General features: G+C 40.3%; 16 protein-coding genes. 9 read left to right on the top strand and 7 right to left on the bottom strand.

The features are described from left to right. Positions 1 to 23: 23 nt before the first annotated feature. The gene (locus KIH23_RS09940) at positions 24 to 962 is read right to left on the bottom strand and encodes an L-threonine 3-dehydrogenase (RefSeq protein ID WP_213213333.1); all 939 of its coding nucleotides are present in this window, start codon (positions 960 to 962) and stop codon (positions 24 to 26) included. 89 nt (positions 963 to 1,051) lie between these two features. On the opposite strand from KIH23_RS09940, the gene KIH23_RS09935 reads away from it, so the two are divergent. After that, positions 1,052 to 1,684, top strand: a complete 633-nt coding sequence (locus tag KIH23_RS09935) for a hypothetical protein (RefSeq protein WP_213213332.1) — start codon at positions 1,052 to 1,054, stop codon at positions 1,682 to 1,684. Positions 1,685 to 1,696: 12 nt separating this feature from the next. Next, positions 1,697 to 5,056, top strand: a complete 3,360-nt coding sequence (gene mfd / locus KIH23_RS09930; RefSeq protein ID WP_213213331.1) for a transcription-repair coupling factor — start codon at positions 1,697 to 1,699, stop codon at positions 5,054 to 5,056. Here the strand turns inward: mfd and KIH23_RS09925 are convergent, their stop codons facing one another. Genes KIH23_RS09925 through KIH23_RS09910 form a run of 4 tightly spaced genes read right to left on the bottom strand, consistent with a single transcriptional unit; the run spans position 5,057 to position 9,385 of the window. Next, positions 5,057 to 5,740 (bottom strand): alpha/beta fold hydrolase, encoded by a 684-nt coding sequence (locus KIH23_RS09925; RefSeq protein WP_213213330.1) that lies wholly within the window; start codon positions 5,738 to 5,740, stop codon positions 5,057 to 5,059. 36 nt (positions 5,741 to 5,776) lie between these two features. Beyond that, a complete protein-coding gene (locus KIH23_RS09920) occupies positions 5,777 to 7,957 on the bottom strand; it encodes a M12 family metallo-peptidase (protein ID WP_213213329.1) in 2,181 nt (726 codons plus the stop codon). Positions 7,958 to 8,015: 58 nt separating this feature from the next. Further along, entirely contained in the window at positions 8,016 to 8,375 is a 360-nt protein-coding gene (locus tag KIH23_RS09915) for a YraN family protein (protein ID WP_213213328.1), read from the bottom strand. Positions 8,376 to 8,380: 5 nt separating this feature from the next. Further along, on the bottom strand, positions 8,381 to 9,385 hold the full coding sequence (locus KIH23_RS09910; protein WP_317197035.1) for an LD-carboxypeptidase: 1,005 nt from the start codon (positions 9,383 to 9,385) through the stop codon (positions 8,381 to 8,383). Positions 9,386 to 9,497: 112 nt separating this feature from the next. Here KIH23_RS09910 and KIH23_RS09905 point away from each other — a divergent pair, with 112 nt between their 5' ends. From KIH23_RS09905 to KIH23_RS09895, 3 genes are all read left to right on the top strand, one after another. Continuing rightward, complete coding sequence (locus KIH23_RS09905; protein WP_213213327.1) at positions 9,498 to 10,010, top strand: TPM domain-containing protein; 513 nt, start codon at positions 9,498 to 9,500, stop codon at positions 10,008 to 10,010. An 85-nt stretch (positions 10,011 to 10,095) separates the two neighbouring features. Continuing rightward, positions 10,096 to 12,153: a methionine--tRNA ligase gene (gene metG / locus KIH23_RS09900; RefSeq protein ID WP_213213326.1), complete on the top strand. Its 2,058-nt coding sequence runs from the start codon at positions 10,096 to 10,098 to the stop codon at positions 12,151 to 12,153. A 53-nt stretch (positions 12,154 to 12,206) separates the two neighbouring features. Then, positions 12,207 to 12,893 (top strand): HAD family hydrolase, encoded by a 687-nt coding sequence (locus KIH23_RS09895; RefSeq protein ID WP_213213325.1) that lies wholly within the window; start codon positions 12,207 to 12,209, stop codon positions 12,891 to 12,893. A 37-nt stretch (positions 12,894 to 12,930) separates the two neighbouring features. Here the strand turns inward: KIH23_RS09895 and KIH23_RS09890 are convergent, their stop codons facing one another. Then, complete coding sequence (locus KIH23_RS09890) at positions 12,931 to 13,263, bottom strand: single-stranded DNA-binding protein (RefSeq protein ID WP_213213324.1); 333 nt, start codon at positions 13,261 to 13,263, stop codon at positions 12,931 to 12,933. Positions 13,264 to 13,518: 255 nt separating this feature from the next. On the opposite strand from KIH23_RS09890, the gene KIH23_RS09885 reads away from it, so the two are divergent. Genes KIH23_RS09885 through KIH23_RS09870 form a run of 4 tightly spaced genes read left to right on the top strand, consistent with a single transcriptional unit; the run spans position 13,519 to position 18,007 of the window. Further along, the gene (locus tag KIH23_RS09885; protein WP_213213323.1) at positions 13,519 to 13,863 is read left to right on the top strand and encodes a hypothetical protein; all 345 of its coding nucleotides are present in this window, start codon (positions 13,519 to 13,521) and stop codon (positions 13,861 to 13,863) included. Between the two features lie 11 nt (positions 13,864 to 13,874). Beyond that, positions 13,875 to 16,268, top strand: coding sequence for a M20/M25/M40 family metallo-hydrolase (locus tag KIH23_RS09880; RefSeq protein WP_213213322.1), 2,394 nt, complete (start codon positions 13,875 to 13,877; stop codon positions 16,266 to 16,268). Between the two features lie 4 nt (positions 16,269 to 16,272). Then, positions 16,273 to 17,076 carry an SDR family oxidoreductase gene (locus KIH23_RS09875; protein ID WP_213213321.1) on the top strand — a complete coding sequence of 268 codons (804 nt, stop codon included), beginning with the start codon at positions 16,273 to 16,275 and terminating at the stop codon, positions 17,074 to 17,076. Position 17,077: 1 nt separating this feature from the next. Beyond that, positions 17,078 to 18,007, top strand: coding sequence for a DMT family transporter (locus KIH23_RS09870; RefSeq protein WP_213213320.1), 930 nt, complete (start codon positions 17,078 to 17,080; stop codon positions 18,005 to 18,007). Positions 18,008 to 18,042: 35 nt separating this feature from the next. Here the strand turns inward: KIH23_RS09870 and KIH23_RS09865 are convergent, their stop codons facing one another. Beyond that, the gene (locus KIH23_RS09865; protein ID WP_213213319.1) at positions 18,043 to 20,109 is read right to left on the bottom strand and encodes a M13 family metallopeptidase; all 2,067 of its coding nucleotides are present in this window, start codon (positions 20,107 to 20,109) and stop codon (positions 18,043 to 18,045) included. Positions 20,110 to 20,180 lie beyond the last annotated feature (71 nt).

Genomic DNA, 20,180 nt, shown 5'->3' with positions numbered 1-20,180 from the left:
CGTCTTCAAACAAGGCGGTTTTTTTATTTCAAATTGCGCAGCATTTCTTCGGTAATGGCTGATAAATCAAAGCTGTGCTTCCAATTCCAATCTTGGCGTGCAGAACTGTCATCAATGCTTGCCGGCCAACTGTCGGCTATTTTCTGACGAAAATCCGGTTTATAAGTAATGCTAAAGTTCGAAAGATGTTTTTGGATATCCTCCGCAACCTCAGCCGGAGTAAAACTAACACCTGCCAAATTATACGATGAGCGAATTTTAATCTGCTCGCTCGGTGCCTGCATGATTTCAATGGTTGCGCGAATCGCATCGTCCATATACATCATCGGAAGTTTTGAATTTTCAGATAAAAAACACTCAAAAGTTCCTTGTTTTAAAGCTTTGTGGTAAATATCCACAGCGTAATCTGTGGTTCCGCCACCGGGTTCAGTGGTCCAGCTAATCAAGCCCGGATACCGAATGCTGCGCACATCCACACCGTATTGATGATGATAATACTCGCACCAACGCTCACCGGTTTGCTTAGAAATGCCGTATACCGTGGTCGGTTCCATAATGGTGTATTGTGGGGTGTTTTCTTTGGGCGTGGTCGGGCCAAAAACCGCAATGCTCGAAGGCCAAAATATTTTTTTGATTTTTCCGGCTTTGGCCAAATTGAGCACGTGAAAAAGCGAATTCATATTCAAATCCCAAGCAAAGGCTGGGTTTTTTTCGGCTGTGGCTGATAATAAAGCTGCCATCAAATACACATCGGTAATCTGATATTGCTCAATAAGATGTTCGATTTGGTTGTAATCAAGCGCGTTGACTACTTCAAAAATACCGTTGTTGACGATTTCGTTGTTGAGTTTTCGAATATCTGAAGCTACGACATTTTCAATTCCGTAAAGGTTTCTCAATCGCATGGTCAGTTCAGTTCCGATCTGTCCGCAAGCGCCAATAATCAGTATTTTTGTGTTCATTTGTTTTCGATTTGTGTGTAAAGATAAAGCAATTTGAGCGGCTGAAAATGGTAATTAATGCACAAAAACACAACACAAACAATAATCAGTTGAATTTCTTTCAGTTTACCTTTGTAAATTTGCGACTCAATAATACAATGATGAATTTAAAACACCTCTTGGTTTTGTGTCTGTTGGTTCTAACATCGGCTTGTCAGCAAACCGATGAGCATGAATTGATTCAGCAGCAAAAAGCACTTCAGGCCCGCACCTTGGTTTTGAATGAAATCAAAAACGGCTGGCATTTTCACACGCCTGCTTTGCGCTCTGACACGCAGAACATGTTGCGCAATTGGTCTGAACTCAGACAATTCAACTCTGAAATCATGCAAACGCCGGGCAGTTCAATTGGCGGGTTTCAGAAAAAAGCCAAAAGTTTGTCTAAAAAAGCACTTGAACTGAGCAAAAGTATTCCAGCAGAATTTGATAAACCCGAGGTAAAATCGCGTATTGCAGCGCTCACCACCAAAATCAATCAAATCAATTTATACCTCAATATTCGCGAGATTCCGGCTAAAAAAATCAGCACTTTGGTAGCCGATGCCGATGCTGCTTGGTCTGCACTCTATCGCGAAATGAATGAAATTGTCCAAAAAAGCAAAATCCCGCTCGAAGAAGGCGAATCAGATATTCTCATGATGCAAGATCCTTCGCGCGCCATTCCGGATTTAGCCACCCAATAAAAGCCTATTCTATTGAGCAACAACAGCGTTATTCAGATTTTTGACGCTTCGGTAAAAGCCAAGCAAATCAGTGAAAACCTCAACCTTGACCGCAGTAAATTGCAGGTAAAAGGCTTGGTGGGTTCGGGCTTGTCACTCGTGGTTCAATCGGTCTTCAAACAAAGTAATCGACCTTTTTTACTGATTTTAAACGACAAAGAAGAAGCCGCTTATCACCTCAACGATCTGGAACAAATGCTCTCTGAAGAAGATGTGCTTTTTTATCCGGGTTCGTATCGTCGACCTTATCAAATAGAAGAAACCGACAACGCCAATGTGCTGTTGCGTGCCGAGGTGCTCAACCGCATCAATTCTCGCAAAAAACCGGCGCTGATGGTCACCTATCCTGAAGCCTTATTTGAAAAAGTCGTGACCAAAAAAGAACTCGACAAAAACACCCTTAAAGTAGCGGTCGGCGATCAAATTTCAATTGAATTCATCAACGAAGTTTTGTTTGAATACGAATTTAAACGCGTAGATTTTATCAGCGAACCCGGCGAATTTTCGGTGCGCGGCGGTATCATTGATGTGTTTTCATTCTCAAACGATCATCCGTACCGCATTGAGTTTTTTGGCAATGAAGTAGACAGCATCCGAACCTTTGATGTTGAAACGCAATTGTCGGTTGAAAAGAAAAAAAAGATTGCCATTATTCCGAATGTCGAGAACAAATTCTTCCAAGAATTGCGCGAGAGTTTTCTGCAATATATAGAACCCAACACGGTTATTTGGATACAAAACACGCAGCTGTTGTCTTCAAAACTCGATAAGTTATTTGACAAAGCCAGCGAGATTTTTCAAAGCCTTGACGCCACGATTCAACAAGTAGAACCCGAGAAAATATTTTTGAACGGAAGCGCAATCATCAAACAAATATTTGATTTTTCGGCGGTTGAACTCAGTCATGAAACGGTTTTTTCGGCAGCTAAAATGTTTGAATTCTTGCAACGACCGCAACCTTCGTTCAACAAACAATTTGATTTGCTTTTGAACGATTTGAGCGAGTTGCATTTTAATGGATATAAGAATTATTTGTTCTGCAGCAATACTTCGCAAGAAAAGCGTTTTCACGATATTTTTGAAAGCCTCGAAGACGAAGGTCAGAGCTTGTCAAGCCGACAATATCACACGATTAATTTGCCTTTATACCAAGGTTTTATTGATGATGAAAACCAATTGGCTTGTTATACTGACCATCAGATTTTTGAGCGCTACCATAAGTTCAGCATCAAAAACGGTTACGCCAAAAAGCAAACCATCACGCTCAAAGAACTCAACACTTTGTCGGTGGGCGATTATGTAACGCATATTGACCACGGCATCGGAAAATTTGGCGGTTTACAAAAAATTCAAGTCGAAGGCAAAACCCAAGAAGCCATCAAATTGGTCTATGCCGACAACGATATTGTGTATGTGAGCATTCATTCGCTGCACAAAATTTCAAAATACAACGGGAAAGATGGTGCTCCGCCCAAAATCTACAAACTCGGTTCGAGTGCCTGGAAAGCGCTCAAGCAAAAAACCAAGGCGCGCGTCAAGCATATTGCCTTTAATTTGATTCAGTTGTATGCCAAGCGCAAACTCGAAAAAGGCCATCGCTATGCGCCCGACAGCTATATGCAGGCCGAACTCGAAAGCTCGTTTATATATGAAGACACGCCTGATCAGCTCAAGGCAACACAAGAAGTCAAAGCCGATATGGAAAGTGATCGCCCTATGGATCGTTTGGTTTGTGGCGATGTTGGATTCGGCAAAACCGAAGTGGCCATTCGCGCTGCTTTTAAAGCCGTTGACAACGGAAAACAAGTGGCTGTTTTGGTTCCGACCACCATTTTGGCGTATCAGCATTTTAGAACTTTTTCGGATCGACTCAAAGATATGCCGTTGACCATTGGTTATTTGAACCGATTTAGAACCGCCAAACAAAAAACCGAAACGCTGCAACAACTTGCCGAAGGCAAACTCGACATCTTGATTGGCACGCATCAAATGGTCAATAAAAATGTACAGTTTAAAGATTTGGGATTGCTCATTGTAGATGAAGAGCAAAAGTTTGGTGTTAATGTCAAAGACAAACTCAAAACCATTGCGGCCAATGTGGATACGTTGACTTTGACGGCCACGCCGATTCCGAGAACGCTACAATTTTCGCTGATGGCTGCGCGTGATTTATCGGTTATTTCAACGCCGCCGCCAAATCGTTACCCAATTGAAACCAGTGTGGTGGGTTTTAATGAAGAGCTGATTCGCGATGCTATATCGTATGAAATTCAACGCAACGGCCAAGTCTTTTTTATCAACAACCGCATTGAAAACATCAAAGAAGTCGCCGGTATGATTCAGCGTTTGGTGCCCGATGCGCGTATAGGCGTGGGCCATGGACAAATGGACGGCAGTAAACTTGAAGAACTCATGCTCGCCTTTATGACCGGAGAATTTGATGTTTTGGTATCCACCACCATTATTGAAAGCGGTCTGGACGTGCCGAATGCCAATACCATTTTTATCAATAACGCCAATAACTTCGGGCTTTCTGATTTGCATCAGATGCGCGGTCGTGTGGGCCGAAGCAACAAAAAGGCCTTCTGCTATTTCATCTGTCCGCCGTTCTCGGTCATGACTGAAGACGCGCGCAAACGTATTCATGCTTTGCAACAATACAGCGAACTTGGCAGTGGTTTTAACATTGCCATGAAAGATCTTGAAATTCGCGGTGCGGGTGATTTACTCGGCGGAGAACAAAGCGGTTTTATCAATGAAATCGGTTTCGAAACCTACCAGAAAATCATGAACGAGGCCATTGAAGAACTCAAAGAAAATGAGTTCAAGGAATTGTATGAGTCTGAACAAACCGCTGAGAAAGACTACGTCAAAGACATGCAAATTGACACTGATTTTGAGTTGCTCTTTCCCGATGAATACATCAACAATATTTCAGAGCGCTTGAATTTGTACAACGAATTAAGTCAGATTAAAAACGAAGACGAGCTCAAAACCTACGAAAACAAACTCATTGACCGCTTCGGACCGCTTCCTAAACCAGCAGTTTCGCTGTTGTCAAGCATCAAAATAAAATGGTTAGCTACTCACTTGGGTATTGAAAAACTCGTGCTCAAGCAAGGTAAAATGATCGGTTATTTTGTTTCGGATCAGCAAAGTGATTACTACACTTCGGCGCAGTTTCACAAAGTATTGCAGTTTGTGCAAAAACAAGGTCAACTGTGTCGCATGAAAGAAAAGCAAACCGCTTCAGGCTTGCGCTTGCTGATTACTTTTGAAAACGTAAAATCCATCCGAAGAGCACTCGAACTCATCGAGCTGATGGCTCAGTAATCAGAAAAAATGGTGGATACTTTCGGCTAAAAAAGCAGCGTCAATTTGTTCAATAGAATGCGGAATATCTTTGAGCACGATGCATTGCGCATGAGGCAAAAGATGACTGATGTGACGCGTTTCATCAATGCTTACCATTTGATCTTTATCACCGATGGTGAGTAAAACCGGCGTCAGAATTTGCTCCATTTGCGATGGATTTAGTGGCGGGTTTTGGCCCATTTCTAACATCATTTGTGCGGTTTTTTGCATCAATTCAGGCCAATTTTCTCCGTGAAGTTCTTTTAAACTTTGCGCCCATTTCGGAACTTTTTCGATGACAATTTCAGGGTTGAGCATTTGAGCTTCGCGCTCAGAACTCTCCGGATTCCAATCCCATTTGGTGCCCAAAGTAAAAATCTTAGCCACTTTTTCAGGATGTTTGTGTGCTAAATAAACAGCCACGTATCCGCCCATGCTATAACCGAAAATATCTATTTTTTCAATGGCCTTTTCTTCTAAAAACGCAAAAACTTCTTGCGCAAAAACTTCAATTGAGAAACCTTTTTGAGAGAACTTTTTTGAGCCATGGCCTGAAAAATCGAGCGTAAGAATATCGTAATGTTCTTCTAAAATAGATGCCAACAGTTTGAAATAAGCCGAACTGCCCAAGGCTCCGTGCAAAAGCAATAATTTTCGTTTCATAAGCATAAAAAAACCACTCCGAAGAGTGGCTGATGTTTAATTTTTGATCACTTTAAAATGAGCCTCGCGGTCGCCGAATTTAAGCGTAAAGAAATAGGTTCCGCGAGCAAATGTGGATAAATCAACTTGCGCATCGGGTTTGTTGATTTGTTTTTGAAACATCAAACGACCTTCAAGGTTGTGTACCATAACTTCACTTAAGTTGAGTCGGGCCGAAATATTCAAATTCCCTTTGACCGGATTGGGCCAATAAGTAAAATCAATATCTGATTCAAAAACATTATTCCCTAAAGCATTCTCACATGCAATATTCGCTTGGTAACCTGCTGCTGTAACACCTCCGTCAGAGTAGAATTTAATCGTCAACGAACCATCAGCTGCTGATGAAACAAATGGCCCAGGAATACTATTGCCGGTGAAACCTCCTCCACTCAAATCATTAGCGCTGGTTGAATTTCCGTCGTAGACATACAAATAATCATAATCTTGCTCGAGATCGAATTCAGTAAATGTCAAGCGGATTTTTTTGTTGGGTAAATTCGGAATAATCGTTCTGATGTAAGATTCTGAATCTTCATAATCATCGTTACTTCCTCCTGTATCAGTGATCGCAACACCACTACAATAATTGGCTCCGGTAATTACAATGGCTTTTTCATCTGGCGCAAACAAACCGCCCGAACATATCGGACGCACGCGCACTTTGTAGTATACATTTGATGACAATCCGGCAGCACTGTATGATGGTGTACTCACGTTATTCCAAATAATATTGGTACTTGTAAAAGGTGTTACAGCTACTTGCCAATTGGTGGTTCCTGAATTGTCAACCCAAGTAATTTGAGCCGTTCCGCTGGTAACATTTGTAGTAGAAATACTTGAAACAGTATTGATGCAAGTGTTAATACAATCAGTACTTAAGCACGTTCCGCCATTAACTTTCCCAAGAATACGCGCTGCAGGTTGTGGACCAAATCCGTTAGAGAAATTAATCCCGACATTGAGTAAATGACAATAACTCATAATGGTTCCTTTAACTGAATTGGATGGAACAGGACCCGTATCACAACTACCTTCGGCATAACTCGAATTGGCCGTTGGGCCACAACCGTCAATAGCTGTATTGTTGCCATTCCAAACGCAGGCATGTGTGTGCGGTGAACCCATCAAATGCCCTAACTCATGGGTAATCACTTCAATGGTCCACGAAAATACGGGCACAGTATTGTAATCAATTGACAAATCTGAATAACTAAAATTGTCTTGCGTGCAAATTCCGTTGATACCCACAGCTACTCCGCCCAATCCTCCGTCATCACGGCCTACCAATTGGCCTAAATCACCATCAAAAACGGGTCTGACTTCATTGAATTTGAACAAATAATCTGAGGATGATGTTCCGATGCCATCATACGGATCGGCAGTTGTCCAAATGTAAATAGACTTAATCGCCGTGGTGATACCGTCATTACTGTATATAGTTTGTACGTTGTTGAACACCGCGGTCATCCAGTTGGTTGTAGTTGTCGAATTGCTGTTGTTGTCTTGGTATAAATCATTGTCGACTTCAAAATAAATAGTCACACATCTTTGACTTAAAGCACTATTCGAACGATCGGCGGTGGTTGTGGTTGTCTCGGTATTATCACGGGTGTGACAATTGAAATTGTGATTGATTTTAAGCTCCGCATCTGAATAAACCAAGTAATTTGAGGTATTGTTTTGCTTGCGAATTTTAGCCACCACGATGTTTCCGATGCCCTCAGCTGAAATCACTCCGTATAATTCATCGTTGAAAAAACTAAAGGCCACCAATGAGTTTTGATCGCCTTTAATGATTCCTCGGTAATACAAACCCGGAGCGTAACCTATATTTCGTTGTGTTGGCGTATCTACGTGAAAACCTTCGGCCAAAACATCTGCTCGATACATTTGCAACGTGATGCTTTTTTGCTGATACGGAACGGTAATTTCAAGTGTGTTTTTGTGATCGGTCATCAACTGATGCAAAACATCCAATTGCAACTCAGCCATACTGGCTTTGTCTACTGTTTTTTTGGCATCTGCCGATAGTGGAAGATTCGATTCTGAAAGTATCGAATACAAAGGGAAAGTTTCATTTCGAGATATAAGTTCTTGCACCTTTTGCGCTACTTTTTTCTGAGCAAACAACGTGGTCGCAAAAACCAAAAGACCCAAAGTCAATAGTTTTTTCATAGTAGATTTTTTTTTCAAATGTAGTAATTAAGTAGTCAGGTTCAAACTGGTTTTATCCTCAAAAATGAAAAAAAGCATCTTCTAAATGCTCCATGATGAACTCATTAGCTTTTTTGTGAATAGAAATGATGTCAAAGCGAACCTCAACGTCCAAATTACCATTGCGAACATAAGCATCGATGGCTTGGGTGAGCAATTTGATTTTTTGCGGTTTGACAAATTCATGCGGTAAACCAAAATCAACACTCGAGCGCGTTTTGACTTCAACTACCGCCAAAGTTGAACCTTTTTGAGCAATAATATCTACTTCAGCCTTTTGGTAATACCAATTGGTTTCAAGAATTTGATACCCCTTTTCTTCGAGATAAGCTGCAGCTCTTTGCTCGCCTTCTTTTCCGAGTTGGTTGTGCTGCGCCATGACATTTACATAAAAGTAACCTCAGCACCAGAATCAGTTGCGTTGACTTGAACCGTTTTGCCCAAAATGAGCGCTCGATTGTCTTTGATATGCCCGGCCGGAAAGTTATAAATCACCGGAATTTTAGTGTCTTTGAGTACATCTTGAATAATCTCGAGTGCGTCTTTGCCCCACGGAATTTCGTTGTCATTCATGCTGGTCATTCCGCCCACAATTACTGCTTTGAGTCCGTCAAAATAACCATTGCGCTTGAGGTTCATCATCATGCGGTCAATATGATAAAGATACTCGTCTAAATCTTCAATGAACAAGATTTTCCCTTTGTAATCAAGCGCTGATTTTGAGCCGATGATGCTGTAAATCACCGATAAGTTTCCGCCCACGAGTTCACCTTTTGCGCTACCTTTGTGGTTAAACGGATGCGCTGGAATTTTATATTTCAAAGGTTCTCCGAACAGTCCTTTTCGCAAACTTTCAAGAGCTTCTGGGCTGGCTTTCTCAAAGCTTTGCGCCATAATCGCATGCAAGGTTTCAATGCCCATTTGGTTGATGTGGCTGTGCAATACGGTCATATCGCTAAAGCCTATGACCCATTTGGGCTTTTGTTTGAAGCGCGAAAAATCAATGCGATCAACCATCCGAACCGTTCCGTAACCGCCTTTCGCACCAAGAATAGCTTTGATTTTCGGGTTATCCATCATTTGCTGAAAATCTTCGGCGCGCAACCAATCCGGCCCAGCCAATTGATGATCTTCTTTGCCGATGGTTTTACCTAAAACCACATGTAATCCCCAGTATTCAAGTATTTTGATGGCCGGCTTCAGGGCTGTTTCGTCTATTTTTCGGGCGGTGGCCAAAATGCCAATGGTATCGCCTTTTTGTAAAAATTCAGGTGTGATCATTTTTCGTTGTGAATATAAATTATGAACCATAAAAAGTCCTACGACAAGTATCAACAAACTTTTATTTTTCTTCATTGCACGTGATTCAAGCATGACAAATGTATACATTATAGCATTTTTGAATAAATAATATTTAGTCGCAAACAGATTGTTCACTAATTAAGACCTTTATCAAAACAATATTTTATTAAATTTCAATTTTAAAATCAATGCCGCTTACATGAAATATATAAACGCCTTTATTTTAGTTTTGATTGTTCCTCTCTTTTGGGAATGTAAATCTGTACCATCCATATGTGAACCATCAGGGTCGCTAGAAACTTGTAATTTACCCGAAAGAAAAGGTTTTGTGAATGACTATTGCAACTTCCTAACTGATGAAGAAAGGAATAATCTTGAAGCAATAGTTTCAAATTATTTTAACAAAACCAACACAAAAATTATTATAATTATTGAAGATAGCCCAAAAGCTCATTCTTTAAAATTCCATAATTATGCTTGTTTAGTACCAAAACTCGGATACAACCTACAGACTTTTGATGATGTTTTAATGGTTGTCTCAAAAAAACGAAAATATGTTGACATCAATTATGGTTTACGAAGCGGCAATCACTTTTCAGCTGATGATCATCGTATCGTTCAACGTAAAAATATTTTGCCTTTATTTGATCAGAAAAAATATTTTGAAGGCTTAAAACGTGGTATTAATTACATTATTGAGCACAGAAAATAGTACTCTTATTCATTCAAAAAAGCTCTTTATTTCAAAAGAAAGCTATTCGTAAAAAATGTAATTTTGCGGACAATTATTCCGACACATGATACAAAATCCAAAACGATACACCATCACAGCCGCTTTGCCTTACACCAACGGGCCCATCCATATTGGACACTTGGCGGGCGTTTATGTTCCATCCGATATATATGCCCGCTACTTGCGTTTGCAAGATAAAGATGTGGCGTTTATCTGCGGAAGCGACGAACACGGCGTGGCCATTTCAATGAAAGCGCGCAAAGAAGGCATTAGCCCACAAGAGGTGATTGACAAATACGACGGAATTATTCGTCAATCGTTTGTTGATTTTGGTATTTCATTTGACAATTACTCGCGCACATCGGCCGAGATTCACCATAAAACGGCTTCTGAATTTTTCAGAAAACTCTACGACGAAGGCAAATTCATCGAAGAAGAAACCGAACAATTATTCGATGCCAAAGCCGGACAATTCTTGGCTGATCGCTTTGTGACCGGCACTTGCCCGAAATGCAGCAACGAAGAAGCCTACGGCGATCAGTGCGAAAAGTGCGGTTCAACGCTTAATGCCACTGATTTGATCAACCCAAAATCAACCATTACCGGCGAAACTCCTATTTTAAAAACCACCAAACACTGGTTTTTGCCGCTAGATCAATACGATGCTTTTTTGCGCGAATGGATTTTGCAAGGACACAAAAACGATTGGAAGCCTAACGTTTATGGTCAAGTAAAATCTTGGTTGGACGATGGTCTCAAACCCAGAGCGGTTACCCGCGATTTAGATTGGGGCATTGATGTTCCGGTAGAAGGCGCCCAGGGCAAAAAGCTCTATGTTTGGTTTGATGCGCCGATTGGTTATATCTCATCAACCAAAGAATGGGCGGCTCGCACCGGCAAAGATTGGGAACCGTATTGGAAAAGCAACGACACCAAACTGGTACACTTTATTGGCAAAGACAATATTGTGTTTCACTGTGTGATTTTTCCGGCTATGCTCAAAGCTGAAGGCAGCTACATTTTGCCCGATAATGTTCCGGCCAACGAGTTTTTGAATTTAGAAGGCAACAAACTTTCAACTTCAAAGAACTGGGCGGTTTGGCTACACGAATATCTTTTGGACTTTCCGGGGCAACAAGATGCTTTGCGCTATGCGCTAACAGCTAATGCGCCCGAAACCAAAGACAATGACTTTACCTGGAAAGATTTTCAAGCGCGCAACAACAATGAATTGGCTGCCATTTACGGAAACTTCATCAACCGCGTGGTGGTTTTAACACATAAATACTTTGAGGGAATTGTTCCGCAACCTAATGCATTTACTGAAACTGACGAGCAAGCCTTGAACGAACTCAAAGCTTATCCGGCGGTGATTGCCAGCTCTGTTGAACGCTACAGATTCAGAGAAGCGCTGGGTGAATTGATGAATGTAGCGCGTTTGGGCAACAAATATCTCGCCGATGAAGAGCCTTGGAAAGTATACAAAACTGATCCGGAGCGTGTAAAAACACAACTTTATGTGGCTTTGCAAATTGCCACTACTCTACGCGTTTTGAGCGAGCCTTTCTTGCCATTTACTGCTGATAAATTGCATCAAATTCTGAATTTATCCATCGTGCCTGCTTGGAATTCAATCAGCGAAAAACCAGAATCTTTAGCAGTTGGTCATCAGCTGGGCGTTGCCGAAATTTTGTTTCCACAAATTGAAGATGCGCAAATTCAGCAACAAATTGACCGACTCGAAGCAACCAAAACTGCCAATCTTAGCCAAAACAAAACCATGACACCTCAAAAAGAACTTGTATCGTTTGACGATTTTGCCAAAATGGACATCCGTGTAGGAACCATTCTCGAAGCAGAAAAAATGCCCAAAGCCAACAAACTTTTGGTCCTGAAAGTAGATACCGGTATTGATGTTCGCACCATTGTTTCGGGCATCGCCGAAAGCTTTTCGCCTGAAGAAGTCGTCGGAAAAAAAGTAACCGTGCTGGTTAATTTAGCACCTAGAAACCTCAGAGGCGTTGATAGCCAAGGAATGATTTTGATGACCTCAGACGCTGTCGGAAAATTGGTTTTTGTGAATCCGGATGCTGAAGTTGACAACGGAGCAACCATCAGCTAGCACTTTAAATGATTTTTTGAAACCTTCAATTAAATAAACGGCCATTTATGGAAATGAAAAATCTAAAAGTTATCGCCTTTGATGCCGACGACACTTTGTTTGTCAATGAACCTTATTTTCAGGAAACAGAACAAAAATTCTGTGCCTTGATGAGTGATTATCTTTCGCAACAAGGTTTGTCACAAGAGCTTTTGAAAACCGAAATCGCCAATTTAAGCTTGTACGGCTACGGAATCAAAGGTTATATTCTTTCAATGATTGAAGCAGCGATGAAAATTTCGAACAATACTATTTCAATTGAAATTGTCGAAAAAATCATAGAGTACGGCAAAGAACTTCTTGAAAAACCAATTGAATTACTGGATGGCGTTGAAGACACTTTGAAAGCACTTGAGGGAAAATACAAACTCATAGTCGCTACCAAAGGTGATCTTAAAGACCAACAGCGCAAACTGCATGATTCAGGTCTAGGGCCATATTTTCACCACATTGAAGTGATGGCTGACAAACAAGAAATTAATTACCAGAAATTACTCAAGCGCCTTGAAATAGAACCTCATGAATTTTTCATGATTGGAAATTCATTAAAATCTGACGTGCTTCCGGTGTTGGCTATTGGTGGATATGCAGTACATATTCCGTTTCATACAACCTGGGAACACGAAAAAATTCATCACAAAGTAGAGCATCCAAACTTCAAAACGCTTGAGAAAATCACCGATGTTCTTGGGCTTATATAACCCAATTTTTTCAAAGCTCAAGTCACCGTAAAAGGGCTTATTTGCCCAACAACAACATATCGGTTAAGACAACTTCTGTGACGTATTTCTTCTCTCCATTTTTATCGTCATAACTGCGATGCGTGAGTTTTCCTTCGACGGCTATTTGCGTGCCTTTTGAGGTGTACTTTTCAATGAGTTCAGCAGGTTTTCCCCAAGCAATCAGATTATGCCATTGGGTTTCGGTGATTTTTTCTCCTTTATCATTTTTGTAGCTTTCGTTCGTGGCCAAGGTAATTCTGGCGCGCTTCTTCCCGGAATCTAAAGTCATAATTTCGGGGTCATTTCCGATGTTGCCAATTAATTGGACTCTGTTTCTTAATGCGTTCATGGCGTGTAAAAATTTAAAGTTATTATAACGTAAATCAGCCCGTGAGAACTGTAAGCCAAAATTGACAATTCGGTTTTGAACGATTCGGTTATTAAGTATTTATTTTCGATTGTAGTCGTTTGTAATTGCTTGTCAAAACAAATTAATTCTTACATTTGGCTGAGCCTAAAACTATTAGAAGCTGTTTTGACTACTGCTTTTTTTCAGCAAAGTCAATCGCCCCGACAGTTTTGAAGAGTTAAATTTTTATACGCCATGAAAACTTGTTTAGAATGCCACGAAAGAGTCATCGGTCGTGAGGACAAAAAATTTTGTAGTGATAGCTGTCGCAATAGCTACAACAACCGAATCAACAAAGACACCAACAATTTAATGCGGAACATCAATCATCAGTTGCGTAAAAATTATCGGTTATTATCTGAGTTGAAACAAAAAGAAAATGACAAAGTCAGTCGAATGCGGCTGGTTGAAAGCGGATTTGACTTTAATTTTTTTACCGGTTGGAGGCTCTCAAAGAAAGGACCTGTTTTTTTTGTCTATGATCAAGGGTATGTGCTCTTGAAAAACGGCTGGTTGAAATTGGTTCAGAAAACCCAATAAACTTAACCGATATGAAAAAAAACCGAGCATCTCTGTGGGCAAGTCTCTGGATAGGCCTTGTCTTGGCTGTTCTTTATTTAACTTTGATGCCCAGGTGGGTTTCGAGTTCTACTAATCTAAACGAATTCTCAACAGCTAAAGCATTAGAACACATTAATGTTATAGCTCAAAAACCTCATTTTGTAGGTTCGCAGAACCATGAAGTAGTAGCTCAATACCTTATCGGCGAACTCAAAAAACTAGGTCTCAAACCAGAAGTTCAGCAAGGAACAACCTTGACTGAGTGGGGCAACTTAGTTCGGTCGAAGAATATACTGGCTAGAATTCCCGGAAAAGATTCTTCAAAAGCGCTCTTGCTTTTATCGCATTATGACAGTGCTCCGCATTCATATTCGCTGGGAGCTTGTGATGACGCATCGGGTGTAGCAACTATACTTGAAGGTCTTCGGGCATTTCTGAATCAAAAGACTTCTCACAAAAATGATATTATTATACTCTTTTCGGATGCAGAAGAACTCGGACTCAACGGAGCTGCTTTGTTTGTTACCCAACATAAATGGGCAAAAGAGGTTGGTTTAGCCATTAATTTTGAAGCACGTGGCAGCAGCGGCCCCAGTTATATGCTGATGGAAGTTAATCGTGGAAACACTGCTCTGGTTGACGGCTTTATTCAAAGTAACCCATCATATCCGGTCACCAATTCGCTGATGTATAGCATTTACAAAATGCTTCCCAACGATACCGACCTAACTGTTTTTCGCGAGCAAGGAAAAATTCAAGGGTTCAATTTTGCGTACATTGACAATCATTTTAATTACCATACGGCACAAGATTCATTTGAAAATGTTTCGCCCGAAACCATAGCACATCAAGGGAGTTACTTAATGCCTTTGCTACATCATCTGTCAAATGCTGATTTAGGAAAATTAAATTCAAATTCTGACTCGGTTTACTTTAATACTCCTGCAGGTTTATTTAGCTATCCTTTTTCTTGGAATGTTCCGTTGGCCATCGGAGGTTTGGTTTTTTTAGCTGTATTGATTTTTATCGGATTAGGAAAACGCATTTTAACTGGAAGAGAAATCGGCAAAGGTTTTTTAAAGTTTACTTTATTGGTTATTTTGGTTGGGCTTATTAATTATTTGGGTTGGCAGTTGTTGCTCAAGGTTTATCCTCAATATCAAGAAATTCAACAAGGATTTCCCTATAATGGTCATTTATACATGGCTGCTTTTAGTTTCTTGAGTTTGGCAGTAGCTTTTTTGATATATTTCAGAACTCAATCAGTAGGCCAACACCTCAACCAAAGTATTGCCCCACTTACTTTTTGGGTTTTCATTAATATGGCATTGGCGCTGTATCTTCCCGGCGCTTCTTTTTTGATTTTTCCAACTTTTTTCGGACTGATCATGTTGGCTTATTTTATAATTTCTCAAAGAACCAACACGATAATCAACGCGCTATTCTCTGTGCCTATTTTGTGGATTTTGGCACCGCTCATTACACAACTTCCAATAGGTCTAGGCTTAAAAATAATGGCCGGAAGTTCTGTTTTACTGATGTTAACTTTTGGTTTATTGCTACCCCTGTTAGCTGTATATCAGAAAAAAGTTGTTTGGTCAGCTATTTTTTTCATATTTGCGATTGGCTTTATGGGTTGGGCCCACACTCAATCTGATTTTCATCGTGGTAAAACCAAACCCAACTCATTGGTTTACTGGCAAGATCATGAAAAACATCAGTCGTTCTGGGGAACTTATGATAAAAATTTAGACCCTTGGACACAAACCTATTTAGGTCAAAACCCTACAAAAGCCAATGAGCTCAACGCCCAACATATGTTCAGTAAATACGATGCTGCGTTTACTTTCTCTGCTCCTGCGCCGAAAAAGAACATCCCGGGTCCGACTATTGAATTTTTAAAAGATTCTACAGCAAATAATCGCCGATACTTGCAGATAAAAATCAGCCCAAACCGAAAGGTGCATCGATACGATATTTTTGCGCCCGAGAAAATTCAAATTCATCATTTGCGCGCAAACGGCGTAAACAGAACCGGAGAAAAAGGCAGTTTTTATGAGCGCAACAGCACCCGCATTTTGAGTTATTATGTAGTCAACAATCAGCCTTTAGAGCTTTCATTTGATGTAGCAGCGCACGAAGTTCTGAACATGAATTTGCTAGAAAGCTCATTTAACTTATTATACCATCCGGATTTCAACTTAAAGAAAAGAGCTGACTGGATGATGCCTAAACCGTTTGTATTGACTGATGCTGTCATTATTCACCAAAAAATCAAGCCAACGGCTCAACAGCCAGCCACAAAAATTACTTTACCTTTACCGCCGAAAACCACACAAGTTTTACTCAAAAATGTGCGTGACACAACAGCAACTTTAAGGTAATTTCATGAAAACAATTAGTGTTCTCGGATGTGGATGGCTCGGAAGACCATTGGCTCATCGTCTTTTGCTCGAAGGATATCACGTGCATGGAGCGACCACTTCTGAAGGAAAACTGACCGCGCTCGAGGCTGAATCAATCATTCCTTTTCTGATCAAGATTGAAGCGCAAAAGATCACCGGTGATTGGGTTGGCTTTACACGAAAAACGGATGTTTTGATGGTCAATATTCCTCCGTCTATGAGACGTCAATTGCCCGCTGAATTTGTTCAATCGATGAAAAACCTTTGTGCTTTGATTGAAAAAAGCACAATAGAACAAGTTATTTTTGTGAGTTCAACCTCGGTATTTCAGGATCAAGCAAAAGTTTTTTCAGAAGAAGATAAGCCTAAGCCCGACACTGAAAATGGTCAAGCTTTGTTGGAGGTTGAAGAAATGTTTTTTAAAATTCCATCTGTTAAAACGACTGTTATAAGATTTGGAGGTCTCATTGGCTCTGATAGGCATCCGGTTAAATTTCTTTCAGGAAGATTAGACGTTCCGGCACCGAAATCTGTAGTAAACTTGATTCATTTAGATGATTGTATCGAGATTATTCTGATGATTATTCAACAAAACATCAGTGGTGAAATTCTGCATGGTGTAGCGCCTTTTCATCCAACACGTGAGCAATATTACACTCAAAAAGCTATCGAACTCCACTTGCCTTTACCCATGTTTAATACAAAAGATTTGTTTGAAGGCAAAACTATTATCAGTGACAAACTAACAACCCAATTGGGCTATCGCTTTTTAAAACCTGAATTGTAATTTGAAACATAAAATCCATAGCGCGATTAACCAAAAAGTCAACCGTATTGGATGGCCAATATTGGCTTTGTGTTGGGTGAGTTTTTTTTGGGGAACCACTTGGATTGCCTCTAAAGAAGGCGTTAAACATATGCCACCAATGCAGCTCGTGGCCATCAGACAATTTTTGGGCGGATTGGCTTATGTATTGTTTTTTGTCCTTAAAAAAGAGCCTTGGCCCAAGACCAAACAATGGAAAACCATTCTCATCTTGGCCTTGTTGAATTTTGTGCTCAGCAACGGACTCAGTACATGGGGTGTTAAATATATCAGTAGTGGTCTTGGAGCAATTTTGGGAGCAATTTTTCCGATTTGGGTAGTTTTGATTAGCTTGTTTCGCGGAGAAAAATTAGCCCGATTATCTATTTTAGGGATGCTGATTTGTTTTGGCGGTGTTTGTATCGTTTTCTCTGAACATCTGAAAGATTTCTTGCGTGCTGATTTTAGATTTGGCATTTTACTATCGCTTACCGCCACATTTACATGGGCTTTTGGCATGTTATATACCAAAAAGAAAGCAGCGAGTTTTAATCCATATTTTAGTTTAGGGTTGCAAATGTTGCTCTCAAGCATATTTTTGTTTTCGGTAATTGGAGCAACCGGAACAACCATTCCGCTAAGCGAGATTCCGGCTATTTCATGGTGGTCAATTGCTTATCTGGTCATTGTGGGTTCATTACTCACTTTTGCCGCTTTTATCTATGCTTTGCAAAACCTTCCGGCTGAACTCAACAGTATTTATGCCTATATCAACCCTATTGTTGCGGTTATTTTAGGCGCTTTGCTATTTGGCGAACCGCTGACTTTTTCAATTATCTTGGGCGGAATCATCATACTAATTGGTTTATACGCCGTAAATTATTCTCTGCGCAAACAAAAGAAAAATGCATAAAAAAACCTCGGTTTGAAAACCGAGGTTAATTCTATTTACCAAATCTTTACGCGTTTATCAGGAGCGATATACATCTTATCTCCGGGTTTGATATTGAATGCATCATAAAAAGCATCAACGTTGATTAACGGCACATAACCTCTGTACTCTTCAGGCGAGTGCGGATCCGTTTTTACCTGACTTTTAATAGCTTCTTCTCTGGATTTTGAGCGCCAAATAGTTGCCCATGACAAGAAAAATCTTTGCTCAGGAGTAAATCCATCAATCAATTCCGGTTTGGTTTTTAACTCTTTAAGATAAAGCTGTAAACCGTCATAAGCGGCATTTACACCTCCTAAATCACCTATATTCTCCCCTAAAGTAAATTTGCCATCAACGTGAACGCCCGGAAGCGGTTCTAATGCACTATATTGATTAGCCAATGCTTCACCTAAAGCGGTAAACTGTTTTAAATCTTGTTCTGTCCACCAGTCAACCAAGTTTCCGTTAGCATCAAATCGAGCTCCTGAATCGTCAAAACCATGTGAGATTTCATGCCCGATAACCGCGCCGATTCCTCCGTAATTAAGTGCTTCATCAACACGATAATCATAAAACGGCGGTTGCAGAATAGCCGCTGGAAAAACAATTTCATTGTAAGAAGGATTGTAGTATGCGTTTACCGATTGCGGTGCCATAAGCCATTCGGTTTTGTCAACGGGTTTTCCTAGTTTATTAACGTCTTTGCGAAATTCCCATTTTGATAAGTTGGTCATATTGTTGAAATAACTTCCTCCTTCATCAGCTGAACCGATACTCAAAGTTGCATAATCTTGCCATTTGTCAGGATAGCCAATTTTGATGGTCATTTTATTGAGTTTTTCAATAGCTTTAACTTTGGTTGCTTGTGACATCCAGGTTAATTTAGCAATTCTTCCCTGGTAAGCTCTGATGATGTTTTTTATCATTCGACCGGCTTTTACTTTGGCCTCGGCTGGAAACATTTGTTGCACATAAAGTTTGCCTAAAGCTTCACCTATAGAACCATTAACGGTTTGTAATGCTCGCTCGTCAAGCGGACGTCTTTGCAACAATCCATTGAGTGTTTTTCCGTAAAAGTCAAAGTTCGCGTTTCCAACATTTTCAGCTAATTGTCCTGCAGTTCTATTGAGCAGTGACCAACGTAAATATGCCTTCCATTGATCAACTTTGTTGTTGGTAAAAATGGTTTGCAAAGCTTGCATATAGCGCGGTTGGGTTACAATAACTTGGTCAACTTTTGTAATGCCCAATTTGGTGAAATAGTTCTTCCAATCAATGGCCGGAGTCATTTTTTGAATTTCATCCAAAGTCATTGGATTGTATTGTTTGCGGGCATCACGACGCTCAACCCTATCCAAACGCGGCTCTGACATAGCGGTTTCAATTTCTAAAATGCCGCGTGCTTCAGCCAAAGTATTTCTATTGGCATCTTTGCTTAAGAATTCGAGCATTTTAGCCACATGTGCTACATATTTGTCGCGTTTTTCTTGTGAATCTTTATCTTGAGCAACATAATAATCTCTGTCCGGAAGCCCGAGTCTTCCCGGCATTAAATTGATTGAATTTTTATTGCTGTCTTTATCGTCAGCTCCTATGGCAATTCCAAAAAAACCGGCGCCACCTTCAGGTTGCATTTCAATAATAAAATTCTGCAAATCTTGTATGTTTTTGATCGCGTCAATTTTATTTAAATAAGGTTTGAGCGGATCTATACCTGCTTTGTTGCGGGCAACAGTATCCATGATTGTTTTGTATAGAGCAATGGCTTTACCTTCGTCTGTATTTGATTTGTATGACGGATTTGAAGAAGCTTCTTTGAGAATTTTAGCTACATCCTTGTTGGTGTTTTCGTATAGTTCTTCAAAAGAACCCCAAGAAGTTTTGTCGCTTGGAATATCCGTTTTATCAAGCCATGTTCCGTTTACATAACGGTAAAAATCATCATTCGGTCTGGTCTTTTTATCAAAATAATCTAAGTTAATGCCCGGTTTACTTTTGGGCGTTTGCTGTGCCGTAGATGCTTGCCAACTCAAAAGTCCGCAAGTAAGCAACAACAAGGTTTTTTGGGTATGCTTTTTCATTATTTAAAGTTTGGTTATGGTTGCAAATCTATTCATTTTTTTAAATGCGCATAGGTCGGGTTTTTATACTT

This window comes from Flavobacterium sp. CYK-55, from assembly GCF_018413465.1.
GTDB lineage: Bacteria > Bacteroidota > Bacteroidia > Flavobacteriales > Flavobacteriaceae > Flavobacterium.
The sequence above is the reverse complement of the archived record's forward strand: the minus strand, read 5'-3'. Positions and strand labels throughout refer to the sequence as shown.